A 24,334-nucleotide genomic window follows, 5' to 3' on the forward strand; every position below is an offset into this window, starting at 1 on the left:
GGTCGATCCTTGCTTGCTCGGGACGCGCGCTTCGTGAGCGATGGTCGCGCCCGGTGGGGGGTGGCCGGCACCGGCAGGGGAACCGCCCCACCCCTACGCCCGAGGGGTTTCGCTCCGTTGGTGACGGAAGCGAGAGGACGGACCCACCGGGATCCACGCCCGGGGCGCATCTTCGCGCCCGGGGCCCGGCCCATAGGTCATTCACTGTCTTCGGAACCGGAAATTCCGGTCCCTGTGCAGAAAAGAGACCTTTGGCGCGCCAAGCAGGCCAAAGGTCCCCGAGTTAGTGCTAAAGGCGTTGAGACACCATACGACACCACACAGGCGCAAATGGAAGGACTTGAGACATGGATCACAGGCGTCGCTGGAACCATCTGCCCACATTCCAAGGTGGTTAACAGGATCGCATCCCAGAGCCGCAGGGGCGGACCAAGAAAAGACGATCAAGAAAAGGCCATTGGGCGATCAGGAAGCGGTCGGGAGACGGTCCTTCGGGGCGCCTTCGACGATCAAGAACGGATTACCTGCCGCCCCCGGGCAGGCCGCTGACGGGTTCGACGGACGGGCCCTCCCGCTCGCGGACTACCATCACCCCCATGACCCGTGTACTGCTCGCCGAGGACGACGCGTCCATCTCGGAGCCGCTGGCCCGCGCACTGCGTCGGGAGGGTTACGAGGTCGAGGTCCGCGAGGACGGCCCGACCGCCCTCGACGCCGGACTCCAGGGAGGCGCCGACCTGGTCGTGCTCGACCTGGGGCTGCCCGGCATGGACGGCCTGGAGGTGGCCAGGCGGCTGCGCTCCGAGGGCCACACCGTCCCGATCCTGGTGCTCACCGCCCGCGCGGACGAGGTGGACACCGTGGTCGGCCTCGACGCCGGCGCCGACGACTACGTCACCAAGCCCTTCCGGCTCGCCGAACTGCTCGCCCGCGTCCGGGCCCTGCTGCGGCGCGGTGCCACCGAGCCGGTGCCCCAGCCCGCCACCCACGGCGTGCGGATCGACGTCGAGTCGCACCGCGCCTGGATGGGCGACGAGGAGCTCCAGCTCACCGCCAAGGAGTTCGACCTGCTGCGGGTGCTGGTGCGCGACGCGGGCCGCGTGGTCACCCGCGACCAGCTGATGCGCGAGGTCTGGGACACCACCTGGTGGTCCTCGACCAAGACGCTCGACATGCACATCTCGTGGCTGCGCAAGAAGCTCGGCGACGACGCCGCCAACCCCCGCTACATCGCCACCGTGCGCGGCGTGGGCTTCCGCTTCGAGAAGAGCTGACGACCGGTGGGCCGACGTGGTGGGTCGGCCCGCACCGTACGTCCTGGGAAACTTGAGCCATGCGCCGCCGACTGATCAATTCCACGCTCGCCGTGGTGCTCGTCGTGATCGCCGTCTTCGGCGTCTCGCTCGTCATCGTCGAGACCCGCACCATCAGCAGCAGCGCCCAGGAGAACGTGAACTCCGAGGCGCTGCGCCTGGTCAGCGTGATCGACAGCCGGATGCTCGCCAACGAGGCGGTCGGCCCGTCGGCGCTCAGCGAACAGGTCGGCCCCCAGCGGTACGCGCGCGTCGACATCCCCGGCCGCGAGGCGATCGAGCTGGGCACGCGGCCCGACGGCTCGGTCATCCGGGGCACCGCCAAGGGCGAGCGCGGCGAGTCCGTCCTGGTCGAGGAGTCCCGCTCCACGGTCACCCGCGAGGTCGGCCGCACCCTGCTGATCATCGGCGCGGTCGCCCTGCTCGCCATCGTCTCCGCCGTGCTCCTCGCCGTACGCCAGGCGAACAAGCTGGCCTCCCCGCTCACCGACCTCGCCGAGACCGCCGAACGCCTCGGCTCCGGCGACCCGAGGCCGCGGCACAAGCGGTACGGGGTGCACGAGCTGGACCGGGTCGCCGATGTCCTGGACTCCTCGGCCGAGCGGATCGGGCGGATGCTCACCGCCGAGCGGCGTCTGGCCGCCGACGCCTCCCACCAGCTGCGCACCCCGCTCACCGCGCTCTCGATGCGCCTGGAGGAGATCGCCCTCACCGACGACCTGGACACGGTCAAGGAGGAGGCGACGATCGCGCTCACCCAGGTCGAGCGGCTGACCGACGTGGTGGAGCGGCTGCTCACCAACTCCCGTGATCCGCGCATCGGATCGGCCGTCGTCTTCGATCTGGACGAGGTGGTCAAGCAGCAGCTGGAGGAGTGGCGCCCGGCCTACCGCAGCGCGGGCCGCGCGATCGTGCGCTCCGGCAAGCAGGGGCTGCGGGCGGTCGGCACCCCGGGCGCGGTCGCCCAGGTCCTCGCCGCGTTGATCGAGAACTCGCTGATGCACGGCGGCGGCACGGTCGCCGTGCGCACCCGCGTCACCGGCAACCAGACCGTCGTCGAGGTCACCGACGAGGGCCCGGGCGTACCGCCCGACCTCGGGGCGCGGATCTTCGAGCGGACGATCAGCGGCCGCAACTCCACCGGCATCGGCCTGGCGGTCGCCCGCGACCTCGCGGAGGCGGACGGCGGACGCCTGGAGATGCTCCAGCAGCAGCCCGCGGTGTTCGCGCTGTTCCTGAGCCGGGTGGCGCGCGGTCCGCGGGAGCCGGAGCCGACGATCAGATGACCGGATTACGACCCTGAAGTGTGGCGGGCGTACGGCTGCGGGGTCTCGCCCAGAAAGGATTCGGCGGTCTGGACGGCCTCGCGCGCGGGCAGCGCGCGGAAGACCCAGGTGCGGTACGACCAGAACCGGAACACGGTGCCCAGGCCCAGGCCCACCACGTTCTTGGCGATGTTGTCCGCGACCGTCGAGGTGTAGCCGAGGCCGTAGTGCGAGAGCGCGAGCACACCGTTCTCGATGACCAGGCCGATGCCGCTGAACAGCAGGAAGAGCATCAGCTCCCGGCTGCGGCGGCCGCTGTCGGTGTCGCGGTAGGTCCAGTAGCGGTTGCCGACGTAGTTCGTGGCGATGGCCACGGCGGTGGCGATGACCCCGGAGCGTACGACCGCGAGGTCGGCGGCGTGCATGCACAGGTTGAAGACGATCGCGTTGACGACGAAACCGATGGCGCCGACGGCACCGAACTTCGCGATCTCCCGGGCGAGCAGCTGCAGTCGCGTACGCAATGCGCCCCGTTCACTCATGGTGATCGCCCAGCCCCGTTCGAATCGGTGGTGTTTTCGGCGGCGCGTTTCGCCGCGGCCAACCTGGCCATGCTAACCAGCCCCCCAGGGCATTGCTCGTGGACGCCCGCAAATCCCGGCCACCCCCGCGCTCCCGCACGCCCCGGACCGGCTCCTTCCGGGGGTCCCAGGGGCGGCGGATACCCTGGGGGTGTGACGTTCCCGGTAGTCGGCATGGTCGGCGGCGGTCAGCTCGCCCGTATGACCCACGAGGCGGGCATCCCCCTCGGCATCAGATTCAAGCTCCTCAGTGACACCCCACAGGACTCGGCGGCCCAGGTGGTGAGCGATGTCGTCATCGGCGACTACCGCGACCTGGACACGCTGCGCGCCTTCGCGCGCGGCTGCGATGTGATCACGTTCGATCACGAGCATGTGCCCACCGAGCACCTGCGGGCCCTGGAAGCGGACGGCGTCGTCGTCCGCCCGGGGCCCGACGCGTTGGTGCACGCCCACGACAAGGGGGTGATGCGCGCCCGGCTCGACGAGATCGGCGCCCCCTGCCCCCGCCACCGCATCGTGGCCGACCCGGCGGACGTGTCCGCGTTCGCGGCGGAGGGCGACGGCTATCCCGTCATCCTCAAGACCGTGGTCGGCGGCTACGACGGCAAGGGCGTGTGGTTCGTACGCTCCGAGGCGGACGCGGCCGACGCCTTCAAGGCGGGCGTCGACGTCCTCGCCGAGGAGAAGGTCGACTTCGTGCGCGAGCTCGCGGCGAACGTCGTCCGCTCGCCGTCGGGCCAGGCGGTCGCCTACCCGGTGGTCGAGTCGATCCAGGTCGACGGCGTCTGCGACACCGTGATCGCCCCGGCGCCCGATCTCGCCGAGCAGCTTGCGGGCCAGGCCCAGCAGCTGGCGCTGCGTATCGCGGACGAGCTCGGTGTGGTCGGCCACCTCGCGGTCGAGCTCTTCGAGACCCGCGACGGCCGCATCCTCGTCAACGAGCTCGCGATGCGCCCGCACAACTCCGGCCACTGGACCCAGGACGGCGCGATCACCTCGCAGTTCGCCAACCACGTCCGGGCCGTGCTCGACCTTCCGCTGGGCGACCCGCGCCCGAGGTCGAAGTGGACGGTCATGTGCAACGTGCTGGGCGGCGACTACCCGGACATGTACTACGCGTATCTGCACTGCATGGCACGCGACCCGCAGCTCAAGATCCATATGTATGGCAAGGACGTGAAGCCCGGCCGTAAGGTCGGCCACGTCAACACCTACGGCGACGACCTCGCGGACGTACGCGAGCGAGCCCGTCACGCGGCGGACTACCTCAGAGGAACGATCACCGAATGAACAGCGCGTCCCCCGTCATCGGCATCGTCATGGGCTCGGACTCCGACTGGCCCGTCATGGAGGCCGCGGCCCAGGCCCTGGCCGAGTTCGAGATCCCGTACGAGGTCGACGTCGTCTCGGCCCACCGGATGCCGCACGAGATGATCGCGTACGGCGAGCAGGCGGCGGACCGCGGCCTCAAAGCGATCATCGCGGGCGCGGGCGGGGCGGCGCACCTGCCCGGCATGCTGGCCTCGGTGACCCCGCTGCCGGTGATCGGCGTCCCCGTGCCGCTGAAGTACCTCGACGGCATGGACTCGCTCCTGTCGATCGTGCAGATGCCGGCGGGCGTGCCGGTGGCGACCGTGTCGGTGGGCGGTGCACGCAACGCGGGCCTGCTCGCGGCCCGTATCCTGGCCGCCCACGACCCCGAACTCCTCGCGCGCATGCGGGAGTTCCAGCAGGAGCTGAACGACCAGGCGACGGAGAAGGGCAGGCGTCTTCGTACGAAGGTGGAGTCCGCGGCGTCCTTCGGCTTCGGAAAGTGAGCACGGTGGACCACCTCGCGCGAGCCCGTACGCTGCTGGCCCAGCACCCCGTCGTCGACGGCCACAACGACCTGCCCTGGGCGCTGCGCAAGCAGGTCCGCTACGACCTCGACCGGTGCGACGTCGGCCGCGACCAGAGCGGCCGCCTCCACACCGACATCCCCCGGCTGCGGGCCGGCGGGGTCGGTGCGCAGTTCTGGTCGGTGTACGTACGCACCGACCTGGCGGGCGACGACGCGGTCAGCGCGACGCTCGAACAGATCGACTGCGTCGACCAGATGCTCGCGCGCTACCCCGGTGACCTGGCGCCCGCGCTGACGGCGGACGACATGGAGAAGGCGCGGGCGGCGGGCCGTATCGCGTCGCTGAAGGGTGCCGAGGGCGGCCACTCCATCAACAACTCCCTCGCCACGCTGCGGGCGTTGTACGCGCTGGGCGTCCGCTATATGACGCTCACGCACAACGACAACACCCCGTGGGCGGACTCGGCGACGGACGCGCCGGGGGTGGGCGGGCTCTCGCCGTTCGGCCACGAGGTGGTCCGGGAGATGAACCGCCTCGGCATGCTCGTCGACCTGTCCCATGTGGCGGCGACGACGATGCGGGACGCGCTGTCGACGTCGGTGGCGCCGGTGATCTTCTCGCACTCTTCGGCGCGGGCGATCTGCGACCACGCGCGCAACATCCCGGACGACGTGCTGTCGTTGCTGCCGTCCAACGGCGGGGTGGCGATGGCGACGTTCGTGCCGAAGTTCATCCTGCCGGCGGCGGTGGAGTGGACGGCGGCGGCGGACGAGAACCTGCGGGCGCACGGGCTGCACCATCTGGACACCACGTCCGAGGCGATGGCGCTGCACGCGGCGTTCGAGGCGGCGCATCCCCGGCCGATCGCCACGGCGTCGACGGTGGCCGACCATCTCGACCACATGCGGGCGGTCGCCGGGATCGACCACATCGGCATCGGCGGCGACTTCGACGGCACGGCGTTCACCCCGTCGGGCCTGGACGACGTCTCCGGCTACCCGAACCTGATCGCGGAGCTCCTCAGCCGCTCCTGGTCGGAGTCGGACCTGGCGAAGCTGACGTGGGGGAACGCGGTGCGGGTGCTGCGGGATGCGGAGTCCGTGGCGGAGGGGTTGCGGGGTCGGTCACCGTCGAACGCGACGCGGGAGTCCCTGGACGGGTAGTTCCCCCCACCCCGCCCGTTCCCCTGAACCCTCCGGGGGTGGGTGGGGGTGGAGGCGGTTTTCCCGGGGGCGGCGCCCCCGGACCCCTTCGCGGGGCCTGCGGCCCCTGCGCCCCGCTTCGGGGCTGCGCCCCTGGGTGAGAGGGTCTGCGTTCGGCTGCGGATCGTGCTGGGTTGCTCGCGCAGTTCCCCGCGCCCCTAGGTAGTCAGGGGCGCGGGGCTGTGACATTTGCGGCTCCGCCGCGTGGGCGCGACAAGCCCCCACCGGCGCGCAGCCGACGAACCCGGCCGCCCGCCCAGGCCACGCGGCGGAGCCGCAGAATGTCACAGCCGGGAAGGGGCGGGGTGGGGGAGAAGCGCGGAGCCCCCCGAACGGCTCGTTCGGCGCGACCTCCCGCCGGGGCCGTGTGAGGGTGGGGCTACTGCCGTCGCCGATGCCGAACCGGGAGACCGTCATGGCAGATCTGCAGGACGAGGCCGACGTCGCCACCGCCGGGATAGGCGCACCGGACCGCCCCATCACACGTAAACGGGGCCCCAAGAACGCCCCCGACCCCGACATACCCGACGCCTCCACCGCGAGGAAACCCGCCCGCCGAAGGTCCCGGAAGCCCGACCCCGCGCCCCCGCCCGTGGAGCCCGAGGCCGAACCCGAGCACTTCGACTCCGACGTCCTCGCCCGGGCCCGCGCGGCCCTGCGCGCGCACCCCGTCGCCGACGGGTACAACACCCTCGCCCAGATCCTCGTGAACACCCCGTGGCACGACGTCGAGCTCGGCGAGAGTTCGCTGGACACCGACATCCCCCGGCTGCGGCACGGCGGCGTGGGCGCGCAGCTCTGGTCGTTGATGGTCCCGGCCGACTGCCCCGACCCGGTCAGCGCCACCCTCGAACGCATCGACCGGCTCCGTACGCTCGTCGAGGCATGCCCCGAGGGCCTGCGGCTCGCGCTCGCCGTCGGCGACCTCGCCGACGCCCGTAACCACGGCCGTATCGCCTCGCTCTTCGGACCCGTCGCGGTCCACGCGCTCGGCGACTCGCTGGGTACGCTCCGGGCGTACCACGCGCTCGGCGTACGCGCCGTGGCGCTCACCTCCACCGTCAGCTGGACCCGCGCGGGCCTCACCCGCTTCGGCGAGGAGGTCGTACGGGAGCTGAACCGGCTCGGCATGGTCATCGACCTGTCCGGCGCCGCCCCGGAGACCATCCGCCAGACCCTCGGAGCCGCCAAGGCCCCGCTGGTCTTCACCCGTTCGGCCGCCCGCGCCCTCACCGACCACCCGCTCAACGTCAGCGACGAACTCCTCGCCGCGCTCCCCGAGAACGGCGGCGTCTGCCTGGTGAGCCTCGCCCCCGACCAGGTCGCCCGCCCCGGCCGCGCCGCCTGCGTACAGGATGTCGCGGACCACATCGAGCATCTGCGCGACGTCGTCGGCACGGGCCACATCGGCCTTTCGGGCGCGTACGGGCTGCCCCCGGGCTCCCCGCGCACCCTCGGCCTGGAGGACGCGTCCTGCTACCCGGTACTGATCGCCGAGCTGATCGAACGTGGCTGGGAGGAGGCGGAGATCGGCGCCCTGACCTGGGAAAACCTTGCCCGCGTGATACGTGACGTGGACTTCGCAGCCCGAGCGGCGCAACCCCGAAGGGGACCGTCAACGGCGACGATCGAGGACCTGGACCCGAGGTAAGCGTCGACCCGAACCATCAAGGGGCGCGGGGAACCGCGCGACCAGCCACGCACGGTCCGCACTCGAAATGACTCACGTGCGGCGCGCAGCGCGATAAGCCCTCATCTTCGCCCTGCTGCCGCACACAGCCATGGAGCACCACCGACTCCGCCCCGCAGGACTGCGGTCGTAATACGCCCAGTGGCAGTCGCTCGCCTCGCACGCCTTGAGGCGCCCCCACGTCCCGTCGCCCGCCGCCGAGGCGATCGCCGCCGCGACCCGGGCCACCAGCGAGCCGGGGTCGACGGGACGCAGGGCGGCCGAGCCGTCCGCGTCCACCGCGACCACCAGCGGGGCCGCCGCGAGCAGCCGGTCGAGCGGGGTCGCCGGGACCGGCGGGTGGCCGCCGTGCACCAGGCACACCGCCCGCAGCGACTCCCGCAGCTCGCGGGCCGCATCGAGCTCGGCCGCGGAGGCGTCATCGAGCCCGAGCGCCGCGCGAGCCTCCGCCGAGGACAGCGAATCCACTCCGCTCTCCAGGTCCAGCGTGTTGACCAGCGCCTCGATCAGCGCGAGACCGCCGGGCGCGGGTGCCCTCTCCGCCATGGCCGAACCTCCTGCCCACTAACTGCTTGCGACGTTACCTCTTGTGCGCGACCATCTAGTAACGGTTACCGGTTGATGGTGTTAGCCAGTAACACCCTCGGTCGATCGCGTACCCAGCAACGGAGGAGCACCATGCCCATCGCCAAGCTCGGCAGCGTCGTCCTCGACTGTCCCGACCCGCGCGCCCTCGCCGCCTTCTACGCCGCGGTCCTCGGCGGCGAGCCGGTCGAGGAGGACGGGTGGATCGACCTCGCCGTCCCCGGCGGCGCCGGGCTCGCCTTCCAGGTGGCCCCGGGGTTCGTGCCCCCGGCCTGGCCCGCGCCGGACCGCTCGCAGCAGTTCCACCTGGACCTGACCGTCGACGACATCGACAAGGCCGAGGCGCAGGTCCTGGCGTTGGGGGCCACGGTCCTCGAAGTCGGCGACCCGGGCCGCACCTGGCGCGTCTACGCCGACCCGGCGGGCCACCCCTTCTGCCTCTGCGCCTGCTGAGCCAGACGACTTACGCGCGCGGTCGCCCCATCGCCCGGAACGTCCAGCCCGCCTCGCGCCACTTCGCCGCGTCCAGCGCGTTGCGCCCGTCCAGGACGATCCGGGCCCCGGCCACCTCGCCCAGCGCCGCCGGGTCCAGGTCGCGGAACTCGCGCCACTCGGTGAGGTGGAGCACCACATCGGCGCCGCGCACCGCGTCCAGCGCCGTGTCCGCGTAACCGAGGGTCGGGAAGAGGCGGCGGGCGTTGTCCATGCCCTTGGGGTCGTAGACGGTGACCTGGCCGCCCTGGAGGTGGATCTGGCCGGCCACGTTCAGGGCGGGCGAGTCGCGTACGTCGTCCGAGTCCGGCTTGAAGGCCGCGCCCAGGACGGCGACGCGCTTGCCGAGGAAGGAGCCGCCGCCGAGCGCCTCGCGGGCCATCTCCACCATCTGGCCGCGGCGGCGCATGTTGATGGAGTCGATCTCGCGCAGGAACGTGAGCGCCTGGTCGGCGCCGAGCTCACCGGCGCGGGCCATGAACGCCCGGATGTCCTTGGGCAGACAGCCGCCGCCGAACCCGATCCCGGCCCGCAGGAACTTCTTCCCGATCCGCTCGTCGTGCCCGATCGCCTCGGCCAGCTTCACCACATCGCCGTCGGCGGCCTCGCACACCTCGGCCATGGCGTTGATGAACGAGATCTTGGTGGCCAGGAACGAGTTCGCGGAGGTCTTCACCAGCTCGGCCGTCGGGAAGTCCGTCACCACGAAGGGCGAGCCCTCCGCGACCGGCACCCCGTACACCTCGCGCAGCAGCTTCTCGGCGCGCTCGCTCTCCACGCCGACCACGATCCGGTCGGGGTGCAGCGTGTCGTTCACGGCGAAGCCCTCGCGCAGGAACTCCGGGTTCCAGGCCAGCTCCACACCCTCCGGCAGCGTCTCGGCGAGCCGGGCGGCCGAGCCCACCGGCACCGTCGACTTGCCGACGACGAGCGCGTCCCGGCGCAGATGCGGCACGAGCGAGCCGAAGGCGGCGTCGACGTACGACATGTCGCAGGCGTACTCGCCGTGCTTCTGCGGAGTGTTCACACAGACGAAGTGGACGTCGCCCCAGGCGCCGACCTCCTCCCAGGAGGTTGTGAACCGCAGCCGCCCGCTGGAGCCCTCGATGCCCGCGACATGCCGCTGGAGCAGTTCCTCAAGGCCGGGCTCGTACATGGGCACGCGGCCCTGCCCCAGCATCTCGATCTTCTCGGGGACCACATCCAGGCCGAGCACCTCGAACCCCAGCTCCGCCATGGCCGCGGAGTGGGTGGCCCCGAGATATCCGGTGCCGATCACAGTGATCTTGAGGGCCATGCGGTGCTCCTGGAAAGTACGGGCTTGAGGGCGCTGCCCGAGCATAGTCGGGGCCCTGCGGCGCCTGTGATCCGCACTGATCACCGGCGATCGCGGTCTGTCGTCAAACTCACGTATGCCCCGAGGCGTACACCCCACTAAAATTGAGGTTACTTAACGGTAGTTAGCGTCTTGGGGAGTGAGTCACCTTGGCCGGAACGGCTGATTTCGACCTGTACCGCCCGTCCGAAGAGCACGACATGCTCCGCGACGCGATCCGCTCGCTCGCCGAGGCGAAGATCGCGCCGTACGCGGCCGAGGTCGACGAGCAGGCCCGCTTCCCGCAGGAGGCGCTGGACTCGCTGGTCGCCAACGACCTGCACGCGGTCCACGTCCCCGAGGAGTACGGCGGCGCCGGTGCCGACGCGCTCGCCACGGTCATCGTGATCGAGGAGGTGGCCCGCGTCTGCGCGTCCTCCTCGCTGATCCCGGCCGTGAACAAGCTGGGCTCGCTCCCGGTGATCCTCTCGGGCTCCGAGGACCTCAAGAAGAAGTACATGACGCCGCTCGCCAAGGGCGACGGGATGTTCTCGTACTGCCTCTCCGAGCCGGACGCGGGTTCGGACGCGGCGGGCATGAAGACCCGCGCGGTGCGCGACGGCGACTACTGGGTCCTCAACGGCGTGAAGCGCTGGATCACCAACGCGGGCGTCAGCGAGTACTACACGGTGATGGCCGTCACCGACCCCGACAAGCGCTCGAAGGGCATCTCCGCCTTCGTCGTCGAGAAGTCGGACGAGGGCGTCTCCTTCGGCGCCCCGGAGAAGAAGCTCGGCATCAAGGGCTCCCCGACCCGCGAGGTCTACCTCGACAACGTCCGCATCCCCGCCGACCGCATGATCGGCGAGGAGGGCACCGGCTTCGCCACGGCGATGAAGACCCTGGACCACACCCGCATCACCATCGCGGCCCAGGCGCTCGGCATCGCCCAGGGCGCCCTCGACTACGCCAAGGGCTACGTCCGCGAGCGCAAGCAGTTCGGCAAGCCGATCGGCGACTTCCAGGGCGTCCAGTTCATGCTGGCCGACATGGCGATGAAGGTCTCGGCCGCCCGCGCCCTGACCTACCAGGCCGCCGCCGCCTCCGAGCGCGGCGACGCCGACCTCACCTACCTCGGCGCCGCGGCCAAGTGCTTCGCCTCCGACATCGCGATGGAGGTCACCACCGACGCCGTCCAGCTCCTCGGCGGCTACGGCTACACCCGCGACTACCCGTGCGAGCGCATGATGCGCGACGCGAAGATCACCCAGATCTACGAGGGCACGAACCAGGTCCAGCGCATCGTCATGGCGCGCAACCTGCCGTAAGCACACCCTGTCATACGAGTCGGGCCCGCATCCGGCATTCGGATGTGGGCCCAACTCGCTTTACGCGTACGTCAGTTGGTGCCGGAACGGCGGCGGCGGGCCACGAAGACCGCGCCCGCGCCGACGACCACGGCCGCGCCGCCCGCCAGCGCCAGCTGCGGGGTCGCGGAGGACGTGCCGGTGGCCGCGAGGGTGCCGGTGTTCGTGGTGTTCAGCGGGGTCGTGGACGTGGCGCTGGACTGCGTCTTGGTGTCCGGGGTGTTCGCCTTGCCCGTGGTGGGCTTGGCCGGGTCGACGTCGCCCGGCTTGGTGCCGGCGGGCAGGATCTCGAAGGAGTACTCCGTGAGGTCCGGCGTGCCGCCGCAGGACTTGTCCTTGTTGACGTAGTCACCGGCGACGAAGGCGATGCCCGGGCCCGCCGGGGCCTTGGCGTCGACCTTGAGGCGCAGCTTCATGTCGTAGTGCGTGCCGTCCTTGAGGCCGTTGATCACGCCCGCGCGGTGCAGGCTGTCGACGTCCTTCCAGCCGCCGGACGCGGCCGTCGACCACTGCAGGTGCAGCAGGTCGTCGGTGACCTGGTAGCCGCTCTTGTCGGTCGCGTGGAGGTACGTGAACGGCCAGAGCTTGTCGATGTTCTTGCCGGTGCCGTTGGTGACCCGCAGCGAGAAGTTCGCGGTGGTACCGGCGACGATCTTCGACGGCAGACCGGTGACGACCGTGGTGAGCTTGGGGTCGGGCTCGCACGACGGGTTCTCGGCGGCCTTCTTGGCGTCTGCGAGCGCCTGGTCGGCGGTCTCCTTGGCCGACAGGGCCTTCGCGGTGGCCTTCTGGGCCTTGTCCAGCGCCTGCGCCGCGGCGACGTCCGCGTCATCGGCCTCCTTGGCGGCCGCCTTCGCCTTGGCGTCGGCGGCCTTCTTGGCGGCGTCCGCCTTCTCGGCGTCCTTCGCGGCCTCTTCGAGGACCTTCTGCGCGGCGGCCCGGTCCTCGGGCTTCGCGTCGGCGGGCAGCGCGGCGAGAATGTCGGCCGCGTCCGTCACGGCCTTGTCGGCGGCGGTCTTCGCGGCGGTCGCGGCGCCCGCCTCCTTGTCGGCGGCCTTGGCCTTCACATGCAGGGGCGAGGTGGCGGCCGTCGTCGCGTCGAAGGCCTTCTGGGCGACGTCCTGCGCGGCGAGCGCGTCGTCGTACGCCTTCTTCGCCTCGGCGGCGGCCTTCTCCAACTCCTCGATGGTCGGCTTCTTCTGGGCCTGCGTCTGCGCGGCCGGCTGTGCGTCGGCGAGCGCGGTACCGGCCGAGAGGATCACCACGGGCGCGGTCACAGCGGCCGCGACGGCCGTCGCGAGAACACGGCGAATCTTCACTTGTGCCCTTTTCTGGGTCCGATTCCGGGTACTAGGCAAGGGCCGACCCAGAATATGAATGCGTGAATGCGCGTGATCGTATGACCGCGACAAGGGGGTCAGATAGGGGTTTCTTTACGCCAAAAGCCCCGCCTGGCCGACCGGAGTGGCGGGCAAAGCGGGGCAATGGCGGGCAGTTGTGCAGAGTGCCTGTGTTTTCTCTGTGAGTCTTGTCGCGCGGGGGCGAGGAGTCCGTTTGGCCGGGCGCTACCGGGACGCCGTCACCGTGACCTTCTGGTCGTTGTTGAGCTCGTTCACCAGCTGCTTGACCTTGGTGGTGTCCCAGAGCAGGGACGTCTGCGGGCCGTCGCCGGAGATCGGCATGTTCAGGGACGTGCCGCCGCCGCTGGTGATGCCCTTCATGGCCCAGAACATCTCGCCCAGGTCGGTGAGGCCCATGTCCTTGTCGACGATCAGCGTGTCCAGGCCCGCGCCCACCACGGGGTAGAACTTGAACGGGTTGAGCAGCGTCGTCGGGGTCGCGGTCTGCGCCGCCAGCGCCGACAGGAACCGCTGCTGGTTCTTCGTCCGCTCCAGGTCACCGGCCGCGTAACCGTGCCGGTTGCGGACGAACGCCAGGGCCTGCTGGCCGTCGAGGGTCTGCTTGCCCTTCTTGAAGTCGGCGCCGGAGTCCTTGTCCTTGATGTCCTGCGGGATGTCGAGCTCGACGCCGCCGACCGCGTCCACGATGTTCGCGAAGCCCGCGAAGCCGATCTCGGCGTAGTGGTCGATATGCAGTCCGGTGTTGGCCTCGATGGTGCGCACCAGGAGCTCGGGGCCGTCCATCGCGTACGTCGCGTTCAGCTTGTTGTGGCCCTTGGCCGGGAACAGCTTGCCGGACTGCGAGCCCTTGAAGCTGGGGATCGCGACCCAGGAGTCACGCGGCAGCGAGACCATCGTGTTCCCGTTGTCGCCGGTGTGCAGGATCATCATCGAGTCGGTCCGCTTGCCCTCGGCGGAGCCGGTGTGCAGCTTCTGCTTCTGGTCCTGGGACAGACCCTCGCGCGAGTCCGAACCGACGATCAGGTAGTTCGTGCCCTTGCCGTCGGCGGGCCGGTCGATGACCTTGGACAGGTCCACCTCGCGGCGCACCTTGCCGTCGGCCCAGAAGTACGTGCCGGCGCTCACGCCGATGATGGTGACGACGAGGACCAGCGAGCCGATCTTGATCCGGCGCTTCCAGTTGGGGCGCGGCTTGGCGGAGGCGCCGCCGGGCACGCCGGGGCCCTGGCCGCCGGGGCCGCCCCCGCCGGGACCGCCCGGGCCGCGTCCGGACGGGGAGCCGTAGACCTGGCCCTCGCTGTAGCCGTCGTACGAACCGGGCGCGGGCACAGTGCTGCCGTACTGCTGCTGTCCGTGATCCTGGCCGTAGCCCTGGCCGTCGTCGTACGGGGGCTGCTGCGGCGGGACCGGGCGCTGCGGGCGCACGGGTGTGGAGCCCACGGGCCGCTGCACATGGCGCATGACACGCGGGCCCTCCGGCTGCGCGGAGGAGCTGCCGCGGCCGTAGCGCTCGCCGCGGTCGTCGTCGGACCATCCGTCGTTCATGCCGTCAAGCATGCACGGGTGCGCCGCGTGTCTGACAGGGCGGGTGGGGATCCGGGACCGGGCTGTTGCACAGCTGATGCAATGTGCGCGGCATGCGCGGGCGCGGTGCCCGTGGGGTGACCGCGGTTCGAGCGCGCGATGACCGTGCGGAGTGTGAGCGGTGCGTGCGCTGAGTGCACGCGGTGAGAGTCCGTACGGGCCCGCATAAGCTGGGCGGTATGACTGATCTTCCGGGCAAGCCGACCTCGGCGTCCCGAACCACCCTGAGCCACATCATGACCGGCCATGACACGAACCTTCTCGGTACCGTGCACGGCGGCGTGATCATGAAGCTGGTGGACGACGCGGCGGGTGCGGTCGCGGGCCGCCACTCCGGCGGTCCGGCGGTCACCGCGTCCATGGACGAGATGGCGTTCCTGATGCCCGTCCGGGTCGGCGACCTCGTCCATGTGAAGGCCCAGGTCAACTGGACCGGGCGGTCGTCGATGGAGGTCGGTGTACGGGTCCTCGCCGAGCGCTGGAACGAGTCCACTCCGGCGCAGCAGGTGGGGTCGGCGTATCTGGTGTTCGCCGCGGTCGACGCGGACGGGAAGCCTCGGTCTGTTCCGCCCGTGCTGCCCGAGACGGAGCGGGATGAGCGGCGGTATCAGGAGGCTCAGATCCGTCGTACGCATCGGCTTGCTCGGCGGCGGGCGATTTTGGAGCTGCGGGAGAAGCGGGCTGCCGAAGGCCTGGACGACTAGCGCCGTTGCTGGTTGCGGTTGTCGCTTGGCTGCGGGCCGTCGTGGGCTGGTCGCGCAGTTCCCCGCGCCCCTAGATTGCTCGGCCACTGAGCGCCTGCGGGCCTCAAAGCCCTGCAAGCCTTACGGGCACACCACCTCGTCCCCCGTTACCGCCTCGAATTCGCCCGTGGGCGTCGGTTCTGCTCGGACCGGCGTCGCGCCCTTGAAGTCTGTGCCTGCCGTTACCTTCAGCATTTGGCCCAGGCCCTTTACCGGGTGGAGGTCGCTGCCGGGGAGGGCCGCTGCGAGGGTTTTTGCCGAGCGGTCCCAGCGGGGGTCGTATTCGATGACGGTGTGCTGGAGGTCGCGGGTGCCGCCGGACATCGGGGTGCCTGTTGTTTTGAAGCCCGTGGCGCGCAATGCGTCGTCCACTCGGCGGCCGAGGCCGTCCGTGCGGGTGCCGTTGTAGATCTGGACCCGGATGTGGTCGGGGGACACCTCGACCATCGCGCCGGACGCGGTCGGCTGCGGCTGCCCCGGGCCGTCCTGCTTGGGCTTGTGCGGGGGCGTCAGGGGGCGGTCGTCGCGCAACCCCGCGAACAGCTTCTGCGCCTTCGCCGGGTCCCACTTCACCGTCGACCCGATGCCCTTCACCGGGAAGCTCATCTGCCCGATCGGCACGGTCGTGAACTCCGACGACGCCGGGGAGAAGCCCCGCATCGTGCGGCCCAGGGACAGGATCTCCTCGGCGCCGAAGCCCTGGTCGGCCCGGACCGAGGAGAGCAGCGTGGTGGCGACCTCGCGGAACTTCACCGGGTTCATCAGCACGCCCGAGCCCGTCGCCTTGTGGATCAGCGCCGCCATGAACTTCTGCTGGCGCTGCATCCGGCCGAGGTCCGCCGACCCGTCGGTGTGCCGGGAGCGTACGTACTGGAGCGCCTGCCCGCCGTCGAGCTGATGCGTGCCCGCGCTCAGGTCCAGGCCCGTGTACGAGTCCTTCATCGGGCGGGCCGTGCAGATGCGTACCCCGCCGATCACGTCCACCGTCTTCATGAAGCTGGTGAAGTCGACCTCCAGATAGTGGTCCATCTTGAGGCCGGTCATGTGCTCGACCGTGCGCACCGTCAGCGCGGGCCCGCCCTCCGCGTACGCCGCGTTGATCTTGATGGGATGCTGGTTGTGGTGCTCGCCGGTGTTCTGGTCGATGTGCTCGGGGACCTCCGCGTAACTGTCGCGCGGGATGCTCACCACGCTCGCGTGGTCATGGTCCGCCGAGATGTGCACGATCATCATCGTGTCCGTGCAGTGGCAGGCCGCCCCGCCCAGGCGGTACTTCTCCTTCTCCTCCGGCGTGATCTTGTCCCGGCCGTCCGTGCCGACCAGCAGGATGTTGGTGCCGTGGCCCCCCTGCGGCCGGTTCTTCATGTCCTTGAACGGGTCCACCCGGCCGATCCCGCCGTCCAGGCTGGTCACCACGGCGTGGCCGACCCCGCCCGCGCCGAGCACCAGGACCGAGAGGGTCGTCGCCATCCGCATGCCCCAGCGGGGCCGCTCGTCCTGCTGTCTGCTGCGGGGCCGGTCGGTGCGCGGAGCGGGGCGGGGGGAGCGGGAGGGGGGCGGCGTGGGCACGGGGACCTCCGCGGGCGAAAGGGGGATATGTGGCACCGTAAGCCCATACGATCTGCGACAACGGCCGCCGCCCCGGCCGCGCGCAACCGTGTCCCCCGTTCGCGGTAACGTGAACCACGATGAACGCCACGCACCCCGCCGTTTCCGTGATCATGCCGGTCCTCAACGAGGAGCGGCATCTGCGCAACTCGGTCCGCCACATCCTGGAGCAGGAGTACGAGGGCGAGCTGGAGGTGGTGATCGCGCTCGGCCCGTCCACGGACCGTACCGACGAGATCGCCGCCGAGCTGGTCCGCGAGACAGCGTCCCACCCCCGGGCCCGCGTCCACACCGTCCCCAACCCCACCGGGCGTACGCCGGCGGCCCTGAACGCGGCCATCAAGGCCTCGCGTCACCCGATCGTGGTACGGGTCGACGGGCACGGCATGCTCTCCCCGAACTACATCGCCACCGCCGTCCGCCTCCTCGGGGAGACCGGTGCGCAGAACGTCGGCGGCATCATGCACGCCGAGGGCGAGAACGCCTGGGAGGACGCGGTCGCCGCCGCCATGACGTCGAAGATCGGTGTCGGCAACGCGGCCTTCCACACCGGCGGCTCGGCGGGCCCCGCCGAAACCGTGTACCTGGGTGTCTTCCGGCGCGAGGCGCTGGAGCAACAGGGCGGCTACAACGAGGAGTTCATCCGCGCCCAGGACTGGGAGCTGAACTTCCGTATCCGCGAGGCCGGCGGTCTCATCTGGTTCTCGCCCGAGCTGAAGGTCCAGTACCGGCCGCGCCCCAGCGTGCGCGCGCTCGCCAAGCAGTACAAGGACTACGGCCGCTGGCGCCATGTCGTGGCCCGCTACCACGAGGGCTCCATCAACCTGCGCTACCTCGCCCCGCCGACCGCCGTCTGCGCGATCGCGGCCGGTGTCGTGGTGGGCGCGGTGCTCACGCCGTTCGGCTTCGTGATCCCGGCCGGGTACCTCGCCGCGATCGCGGCGGGCTCGCTCCCGGCGGGCAAGGGTCTGCCGCTCAAGGCCCGCCTGCAGATCCCGGTGGCCCTCGCCACCATGCACATGTCCTGGGGCTACGGCTTCCTGACCAGCCCGAAGGCGCTCGCCAAGAAGGTCATCGCGAGCCGCCGCCCGTCGGTGCGGGTCTGAGGCGACACACGCGTACGACGTGAAAAAAGGGGGCGCCCGGTGCTGAAAAGCACCGGGCGCCCCCTTTCCGTTCCGTGCGCCGCGCCTACCAGCGGTAGGGCTTGTACACGTCCATGCACTCCTTGTCGTTCGCGCCGTTGACGTTCTCCACGTCCTTCAGCGGATCGGCGTTGTCCTCGGCCTTCTTCGGGTACGTGGCGCCGGTGCGCCAGTCCGAACCGACGGTGAGGGTCAGCGTGGAGACGTCGGCGGAGACCTTCACCGCGCTGGAGGGCAGCTCCATCGCCTTGGCCACCGACAGCGCGTCCGCCTTGCCCTGCGCGCCCGCGCTCTTCGGGTAGGTCAGCGTGGTGGTGGTCGCCGAGCCACGGGTGTCCGAGGCCTCCGCCTTGAAGAAGCCCTTGTTCTTCAGGGTGTCCTTGACCGTGGTCGCCCGCTTGGGAGTGGGCGCCGCGCCGTCACCGCTGGTGCCGTTGACGACCGTGACCGCGAGCGAGCCGGCCGGCGTCGCCGCCGGGCCCTTGTCCTCGGTCTTGGCCGGGGCGTCGTCCTTCTTGTCCAGCGGCTTGTCGTCGCGCAGCATCGACCACAGCGCGTCGGCGGCGCCGGGCTGCGGCAGCACGTGGTCCTTGTCCTTGGGGTCCTCGATGCGCGGCATGGTCAGCATGTTCATCCGGTCCATCGACACGCCCTTGAGCTCCATGCCGAGGTCGTAGAGCTTCTTGGGCGTGCCGATCTCCCGGGAGACCTGGAGCGCCTTGGTGGCCGTCTCGGCCAGCCCCATGATGCGCCCGGGGTTGCTGAACGCGTTCTGCTTCTTCAGGTTGCGGATCACCGAGTTGAGGTACATGTGCTGCGCCTTGGCGCGGCCCAGGTCGCTCTCGAAGGCGTGCCGGGTGCGCAGCCACTGCAGCGCCTGCTCGCCCTTGACGGTGGTGGTGCCCGCCTTCAGCCGCAGATGCGAGCCGCCGGGCACGTTGGGCTTGGGCCCGTCGTACACGTTCTCCTTGACGCACACGTCGGCGCCGCCGACCGCGTCCGACATCGACACCACGCCCGCGAAGTCGACCATGATCCAGTGGTCGATGTAGACCCCGGTGAGCTTCTCCCAGGTGTCCAGGACACAGCCCGCGCCGCCGCGCCCCAGCGACTCGTTGATGACGGTGTTGGTGGCCGGCACCTTCTTCTTGGTCTTCTCGTCCGTGCACTCGGGGATGTCCACCCGGGTGTCGCGCGGAATGCTGACCACCGCGGCGCTCTTGCGGTCCGCCGAGAGGTGCAGCAGCATCTGGACGTCGGCGAGCGGCGGGGCGCCGACGCTGTCCTTGGAGCCGCCCAGCTTCAGGTTCTCCGCCGTGTTACGGCTGTCGGAGCCGATCAGCAGGATGTTGAGCGGGGTCTGGCCGTCGGCGTTGGCCGCGGACTTCTTGGCGTTGGAGCCGCCCGCGCTGCGGTCACCCTTGCGGATGTTGTCGCTGAGGTGCTGGTAGTACAGGTATCCGGCGCCGGCCGTCCCGAGTATGAGCAGCGCGAGCGTCGAGGCGACCCACCGCAGTATGCGGCGCTTGCCCTTCTTCTTCACACGCTTGCGCGGTCTGCCGCGCCGGTGCCCGCCGCCGTCGGGCGACGTCTGCTGCTGCGGCCCCGACTTCTCCGGCCCCGACGGGCCGTCCCCGGACGGCTGTTGACCGGACGACTTCTCGCCGTCGGCCTCCTCGCCGTACAGCGACTCGTCCCAGCCGAGCTGGCCGGCGTGCTGGACGCGCGGTCGCGTCCCCTCCCCACGCACGCTCTTCTGCCCCACCCCAATACCCCCTGTCTCAGAGAGTCCCCGTGGCCTCGTGGGCCGGGAACCCGTTGTCACTTTGCGCAGACCGACTTGTCGGCTTCGACCTTCTGGATGCCCTCGGGCGCCTTGGAGGGCGCCGCGATGGGAATCCCGGCGCCCTTGAAGTCCGCGCCGAGGGTGAGCTCCATGGGAGCACGCCCCACCGCGTCCTTGGTGCCGGGCTTCAGCGCACTCGCGGGCAGACCCATCAGATCGGCGAGCTCGCGGGCCTGGTCGGCCTGGTTCGGCGCGTACACCAGGGTGGTGTCGGCCAGTTTGGCGGGAGCGTTCCCGCCGTTGTCGGACTTGAGTACGCCCTTGCTGTTCTGCAGCCAGAGCAGTGTCTTGGAGGCGGAGCCCGGCTGGGCACCGCCGTTGAGCACCTGCACGCGCACGGCGGACGCCGGGGCGCGGGTGCCCTTGAGGAGCGCCGCCTGGGCGTCCTTGGCCGCGTTCTCCTTCTTCTTCACCTCGGTGAAGGAGATGTCGGACTTCATCATGCTGAACACCTGCGGCGCCTTGGTCGGGTCGACGACCACGGTCTTGCGCACCTTGCCGTCGGCCGGGTTGTCGATGACCGGGAGGGTCGCGAAGGTGACGTTCTTCAGATCGACCTTGCTGAGGTCCTGCGCGAGGCTGGTCAGCTTCTTGATCGACCCTATCCCGGAGTCGACCGTGAGCGCCTTCGTCGCCGCGTTGGCCAGGCTGAACACCTTGGTCGGGCTGCTCAGCGTCGAGTCCGACTTCATCTGCCGCATCATCGAGCCGAGGAACTGCTGCTGCTGCTTGATCCGGTCGAGGTCGCTCTCGTTGCCGAAGCTGTGCCGCGTCCGTACGAACGCGAGCGCCTGCTCGCCCTCGATCTTGCTGACGCCGGCCGGGAGCTTCAGATGCGACTTGGGGTCGTTCACCGGCTTGGCCAGGCACACCTTCACGCCGCCGACCGCCGTCGACAGCTCCTTGACCGCGTTGAAGTCGGCCATCATGAAGTGGTCGACGTCGAGCCCGGTGAGCGCCTTGACCGTACGCATGGTGCAGCCCGGGTCGCGGCCCTCCTGGCCGAGGCTGGTGTTGAACCGGACGTTCGACTCGCCCGGGACGTTCTTGGTGGAGCCGTCCTTCTGCTTCGTCGGGCACTCGGGGATGTTCGTCACCAGGTCACGGGGGATGGAGAGCGCGGTCGCGTTCGTCCGGTCCTTGGAGACGTGGAAGAGGATGTTGGTGTCGGCGTGGCCCTCGCTGCCCTGGTCGCCGTACCCCTCGTTGCCTTTTCCGGTGCGCTTGTCCGTGCCGATGATCAGGATGTTGACCGGCCCGTCGGACGTGGCGTTCTTGTTGCCCGCGTCACCGACGTCCACCGTGTTCAGGTTGTTGTTGAAGTGCTGGTAGAGCAGGTACGCGCCGGCCGAGCCCGCGACGAGGACGAACCCCATCACGCCGCCGGTCCACAGCAGCACCTTCTTCTTGCGGGACGCCTTGGGCTTGCGCTTGCGGCGGCCCTCGCCGGGCGCGCCGTCCTCGGGGGCCTTGTGGCCGCGCCGGTTGTCGCGCTGGCCGGGGACGTCGCGCTTGGCGGAACCGCTTCTGCCGGGGGCCGAGGATCTACGGGAAGAAGCGCCGGCCGACGGGGACGACTCCGGTCCGGAAGGACTCAGTCGCAATTCGTAATTGCCCGTCTGCGGGTTGAGTACCCACTGGTCTGCCGGGTCGACTTCATCCGCCCGCCCACGGCTCTGCGCATCCACGGTTGCCTTAGTCCTCCGTCGGTGCCACGCGAGACACTTCCCCCAAAGCGCTCTGTCGTTCGATCGTGCAGTGCGCGGCCCCGGGGGCCACAAGCACCGGGTCGCGTCACACTATCTGCCCAGTTGAGCGAAGAGCGACGGCCGTGACAAATTCCACGCCCCTTACAACCGGGCAATCCGCCCAATCCGCATCCCCGCTCGTTCTCCGTTGGCCCACGTTTTACCCGCACATGCCTACGGCGGCATTCGAACCGGGGTACGTGGGCGCGGGGCTCGCGGACGGCGGATCGTCGGGCTTGTCGTCCGTCGAGGAGCCGTCGGCGCCTTCGGAAGTACGGGCGCCGTGCTCATCGCCGTCCCCCTTGCTGTTCCTCCGCGCGGTCCCCGGCGCCACGTTCAGCGGCCGGTCGTCGCGCAGTTGCTGGAAGAGCACCCGGGCGTCCGGCTGCACCAGTTCGTCGCGGTTCGAGTCGTACGCGTACGGCTGGCGCGGCACGGTCAGAAACTGCACCTTGTCCGTCGGGATTCCCCGCATCCCGCGCACAAGGTCGTACAGATCCCGCAGTGAATTCAGCCCCGGGTCGGTGGTGAGCGACTTCGTCATCGCATCGAGCACCGGATAGAGCCGGGTCGGATTGAGCAGTACGCCATTGCTCTGCACCTTGCGCACCAGCGAACCGAGGAACTGCTGCTGGCGGTCCATGCGTTCGGTGTCGCTGCCGTCACCGAATCCATGCCGGGAGCGCACGAATCCCAGCGCCTGCTCACCGTGGAGTGTCTGACGGCCCGCGGGGAGTTTCAGATGCGCCAGACGGTCGTCGACGGGCTGCTTCAGACACACCTCGACCCCGTCGACCGCGTCCACCATGTCCTTGAACCCGCTGAAGTCGACGACCATGTGGTGGTCGACCCGGATTCCGCTGAACTTCTCCACCGTACGAATGGTGCAGGCGGCGCCGCCGAACTCGAACGCCCAGTTGAACTGGGCGAATTGGGCCTTGGTGCGGGTGCCGTCCGGCTTGAGGCAGTCGGGGATGTCGGCCATCAGGTCGCGCGGCAGCGACACGGCGGTGGCGGACCTCCGGTCCGCCGCCAGGTGCAGCAGGATCGTGGTGTCCGAGCGCTGACTGCCGCCGTCGTCACGGCCGTACGCGCTGTTGTTGCCCGCGCGCGAGTCCGAGCCGATGAGCAGCAGGTTCTGCGCGTCGCCGTTGCCCGGCGGCGGGCGCTCCTTCTCGTAGCGCTCCAGCTCGGCGGCGGCCGTGGTGTCGGTGCGGATGTTGTGGTCGAGCTTGTTGTAGAACCACCAGCCGGTACCGGCGGCGGCGAGCACGAGGCAGGAGACGCCCACGGCGGTCCAACGCAGCCAGTGGGAGCGGCGGTTGGAGCCTTCGGTGCTTTCGCCGTCTTCGTCGGCGGGCGTCGGCCCGGTGTCCGTGGCGCTCGCTTCCGGCGCGTGTTCAGGCTGTGTCGGCGTGTCCGGCTTCGGCTCGTCCTCGGCCCGGTGGTCGGGCCCGGGCGGAGTGCCGGCACTGTCGGTCACGTCGGCGTCCATCCTTCACGGGGTCGGCGGCGCGCGGGATGCCGCCGGGGCACCCCGGTAGACGGCCGTCACCCGCGCTTGGTTGTGTGCTCACCGCCGATCATGTACCGAGGGCCGGGCCGGGGCCCGGGGGACTCGGCCCCCTGTGAGCCACAAGGGTGGCGCCGAACTGCTTTTCCCATCGGGGCGTCGGCGTGTGCGCGAGCGGGCGGCCCATCGGACGGTCCGTCAGATGTGCCCGGCCGGACAGGTCGATCTGCCCGGCCGGTCCATCAGGCGAGCCTTGGAGACACACCGGGGCGAGCCCCGAAGGCCCACCGGGTGCTGCCCTGCCTCACACCGCCCGGTGCGTGACCCGCTCGCTCTCGATCCGCTTCTCCAGGCCGCCGTCGGCCAGTTGGTCCAGATTGCGGCAGAGCACCACCGAGCCGCCCGAGGCCAGCGGCGCGTACAGGCCGCGTGCCAGGCCCTCCCAGCTGTCGTACGGGAGCGCCGAAAGCAGCCGCGAACCGGGCTCAAGGCGGAGCTCGGCCGCGTCGGCGCGGGCGCGCTCGACGAGTCCGGCGGCGCTCAGTTCGACGGGGCCGATCGCGAGCGCGGGCCCGGCCGGGTCGACGGGGGCGTACGGCGCGAACCGGTCGCCCTGGCCCGGCACCTCGACCGCGTAGTCCTGGAACCCGGCGGGCGCCTGCGGGAAGCGGCCGCCGAGCGGGCGCAGCGCGAGCGCGACCCGCTCGCCGGAGCAGGCGCGGGCCGCCTCAAGCGCGTCCGGCCCGGCCACCACGAGGTCCGCGCCCGCCGGGTCGCCGCCGATCTCGACGGCCACGCCCACCGAGTGGGCGGCGAGCAGCCACACCGCGCTCTGCCAGTGCGCGGGCAGCAGCAGCGCGAGCCGGTCGCCGGGCTCGGCGGCGAGGTCGCCCTGGAGCAGATTGGCGGTCTTGGCCACCCAATTGGCGAAGGTGGCCACCGACAGTTCCACGCGCTCGCCGGTGGCGTCGTCGTAGAAGGTGACCAGGGGGCGGGCCGGGTCCGCGGCGAGCGCGGATCGCAGCAGGTCGGCGGGGGTGCGGTCGCTGGCGTTCACGCGGCAAGCGTACGGGTGCGGGCGGGGCCCGCGCCGGGGGGCGCCGCCGTCCGCGTACACCGGTTCGGCCGACGG

Annotated in this window: 20 protein-coding genes; 10 read left to right on the forward strand and 10 right to left on the reverse strand. The window is 70.5% G+C overall.

Translation table 11 applies throughout. The features are described from left to right. The first annotated feature begins 596 nt into the window (after positions 1-596). Positions 597-1,274, forward strand: a complete 678-nt coding sequence (locus tag ACT1U9_RS18895) for a response regulator transcription factor (protein ID WP_053725082.1) — start codon at positions 597-599, stop codon at positions 1,272-1,274. 59 nt (positions 1,275-1,333) lie between these two features. Further along, positions 1,334-2,599 (forward strand): ATP-binding protein, encoded by a 1,266-nt coding sequence (locus ACT1U9_RS18900; protein ID WP_444533891.1) that lies wholly within the window; start codon positions 1,334-1,336, stop codon positions 2,597-2,599. A 5-nt stretch (positions 2,600-2,604) separates the two neighbouring features. Here ACT1U9_RS18900 and ACT1U9_RS18905 read toward each other — a convergent pair whose 3' ends face one another. Next, entirely contained in the window at positions 2,605-3,120 is a 516-nt protein-coding gene (locus ACT1U9_RS18905; RefSeq protein ID WP_444533892.1) for a GtrA family protein, read from the reverse strand. Between the two features lie 192 nt (positions 3,121-3,312). Between ACT1U9_RS18905 and ACT1U9_RS18910 the strand changes: the two genes are divergently transcribed. From ACT1U9_RS18910 to ACT1U9_RS18925, 4 genes are all read left to right on the forward strand, one after another. Next, a complete protein-coding gene (locus tag ACT1U9_RS18910) occupies positions 3,313-4,452 on the forward strand; it encodes a 5-(carboxyamino)imidazole ribonucleotide synthase (RefSeq protein WP_444533893.1) in 1,140 nt (379 codons plus the stop codon). Beyond that, a complete protein-coding gene (gene purE / locus ACT1U9_RS18915) occupies positions 4,449-4,979 on the forward strand; it encodes a 5-(carboxyamino)imidazole ribonucleotide mutase (protein WP_188277378.1) in 531 nt (176 codons plus the stop codon). Before ACT1U9_RS18910 ends, purE begins: the two co-directional genes overlap by 4 nt. Before the next feature lie 5 nt (positions 4,980-4,984). Further along, entirely contained in the window at positions 4,985-6,166 is a 1,182-nt protein-coding gene (locus ACT1U9_RS18920; protein WP_444539180.1) for a dipeptidase, read from the forward strand. A gap of 454 nt (positions 6,167-6,620) precedes the next feature. Next, positions 6,621-7,856 carry a dipeptidase gene (locus ACT1U9_RS18925; protein ID WP_444533894.1) on the forward strand — a complete coding sequence of 412 codons (1,236 nt, stop codon included), beginning with the start codon at positions 6,621-6,623 and terminating at the stop codon, positions 7,854-7,856. Positions 7,857-7,928: 72 nt separating this feature from the next. On the opposite strand, the gene ACT1U9_RS18930 is transcribed toward ACT1U9_RS18925, so the two are convergent. After that, entirely contained in the window at positions 7,929-8,441 is a 513-nt protein-coding gene (locus tag ACT1U9_RS18930) for a CGNR zinc finger domain-containing protein (RefSeq protein WP_444533895.1), read from the reverse strand. Between the two features lie 132 nt (positions 8,442-8,573). Here ACT1U9_RS18930 and ACT1U9_RS18935 point away from each other — a divergent pair, with 132 nt between their 5' ends. Continuing rightward, entirely contained in the window at positions 8,574-8,933 is a 360-nt protein-coding gene (locus ACT1U9_RS18935) for a VOC family protein (protein ID WP_444533896.1), read from the forward strand. A gap of 10 nt (positions 8,934-8,943) precedes the next feature. Here ACT1U9_RS18935 and ACT1U9_RS18940 read toward each other — a convergent pair whose 3' ends face one another. Next, positions 8,944-10,269 (reverse strand): UDP-glucose dehydrogenase family protein, encoded by a 1,326-nt coding sequence (locus tag ACT1U9_RS18940; RefSeq protein ID WP_444533897.1) that lies wholly within the window; start codon positions 10,267-10,269, stop codon positions 8,944-8,946. Positions 10,270-10,457: 188 nt separating this feature from the next. Here ACT1U9_RS18940 and ACT1U9_RS18945 point away from each other — a divergent pair, with 188 nt between their 5' ends. Then, a complete protein-coding gene (locus ACT1U9_RS18945; RefSeq protein WP_444533898.1) occupies positions 10,458-11,615 on the forward strand; it encodes an acyl-CoA dehydrogenase in 1,158 nt (385 codons plus the stop codon). A gap of 71 nt (positions 11,616-11,686) precedes the next feature. On the opposite strand, the gene ACT1U9_RS18950 is transcribed toward ACT1U9_RS18945, so the two are convergent. Beyond that, on the reverse strand, positions 11,687-12,973 hold the full coding sequence (locus ACT1U9_RS18950) for an LAETG motif-containing sortase-dependent surface protein (RefSeq protein WP_444533899.1): 1,287 nt from the start codon (positions 12,971-12,973) through the stop codon (positions 11,687-11,689). 246 nt (positions 12,974-13,219) lie between these two features. Beyond that, positions 13,220-14,560: an LCP family protein gene (locus ACT1U9_RS18955; RefSeq protein ID WP_444533900.1), complete on the reverse strand. Its 1,341-nt coding sequence runs from the start codon at positions 14,558-14,560 to the stop codon at positions 13,220-13,222. Positions 14,561-14,778: 218 nt separating this feature from the next. On the opposite strand from ACT1U9_RS18955, the gene ACT1U9_RS18960 reads away from it, so the two are divergent. Further along, positions 14,779-15,303: an acyl-CoA thioesterase gene (locus ACT1U9_RS18960; RefSeq protein WP_444533901.1), complete on the forward strand. Its 525-nt coding sequence runs from the start codon at positions 14,779-14,781 to the stop codon at positions 15,301-15,303. 120 nt (positions 15,304-15,423) lie between these two features. Here the strand turns inward: ACT1U9_RS18960 and ACT1U9_RS18965 are convergent, their stop codons facing one another. Beyond that, positions 15,424-16,911 carry an LCP family protein gene (locus tag ACT1U9_RS18965; protein WP_444533902.1) on the reverse strand — a complete coding sequence of 496 codons (1,488 nt, stop codon included), beginning with the start codon at positions 16,909-16,911 and terminating at the stop codon, positions 15,424-15,426. 119 nt (positions 16,912-17,030) lie between these two features. Here ACT1U9_RS18965 and ACT1U9_RS18970 point away from each other — a divergent pair, with 119 nt between their 5' ends. After that, positions 17,031-18,056, forward strand: coding sequence for a glycosyltransferase family 2 protein (locus ACT1U9_RS18970; protein ID WP_444533903.1), 1,026 nt, complete (start codon positions 17,031-17,033; stop codon positions 18,054-18,056). Between the two features lie 85 nt (positions 18,057-18,141). Here the strand turns inward: ACT1U9_RS18970 and ACT1U9_RS18975 are convergent, their stop codons facing one another. From ACT1U9_RS18975 to ACT1U9_RS18990, 4 genes are all read right to left on the reverse strand, one after another. Next, entirely contained in the window at positions 18,142-19,860 is a 1,719-nt protein-coding gene (locus ACT1U9_RS18975) for an LCP family protein (protein ID WP_444533904.1), read from the reverse strand. Positions 19,861-19,916: 56 nt separating this feature from the next. Further along, complete coding sequence (locus ACT1U9_RS18980; RefSeq protein ID WP_444533905.1) at positions 19,917-21,629, reverse strand: LCP family protein; 1,713 nt, start codon at positions 21,627-21,629, stop codon at positions 19,917-19,919. A 220-nt stretch (positions 21,630-21,849) separates the two neighbouring features. After that, positions 21,850-23,184: an LCP family glycopolymer transferase gene (locus tag ACT1U9_RS18985; RefSeq protein ID WP_444533906.1), complete on the reverse strand. Its 1,335-nt coding sequence runs from the start codon at positions 23,182-23,184 to the stop codon at positions 21,850-21,852. A 322-nt stretch (positions 23,185-23,506) separates the two neighbouring features. Next, positions 23,507-24,259, reverse strand: coding sequence for a TIGR03089 family protein (locus ACT1U9_RS18990; protein ID WP_444533907.1), 753 nt, complete (start codon positions 24,257-24,259; stop codon positions 23,507-23,509). Positions 24,260-24,334 lie beyond the last annotated feature (75 nt).

The organism is Streptomyces sp. BR1 (assembly GCF_052373795.1).
GTDB lineage: Bacteria > Actinomycetota > Actinomycetes > Streptomycetales > Streptomycetaceae > Streptomyces.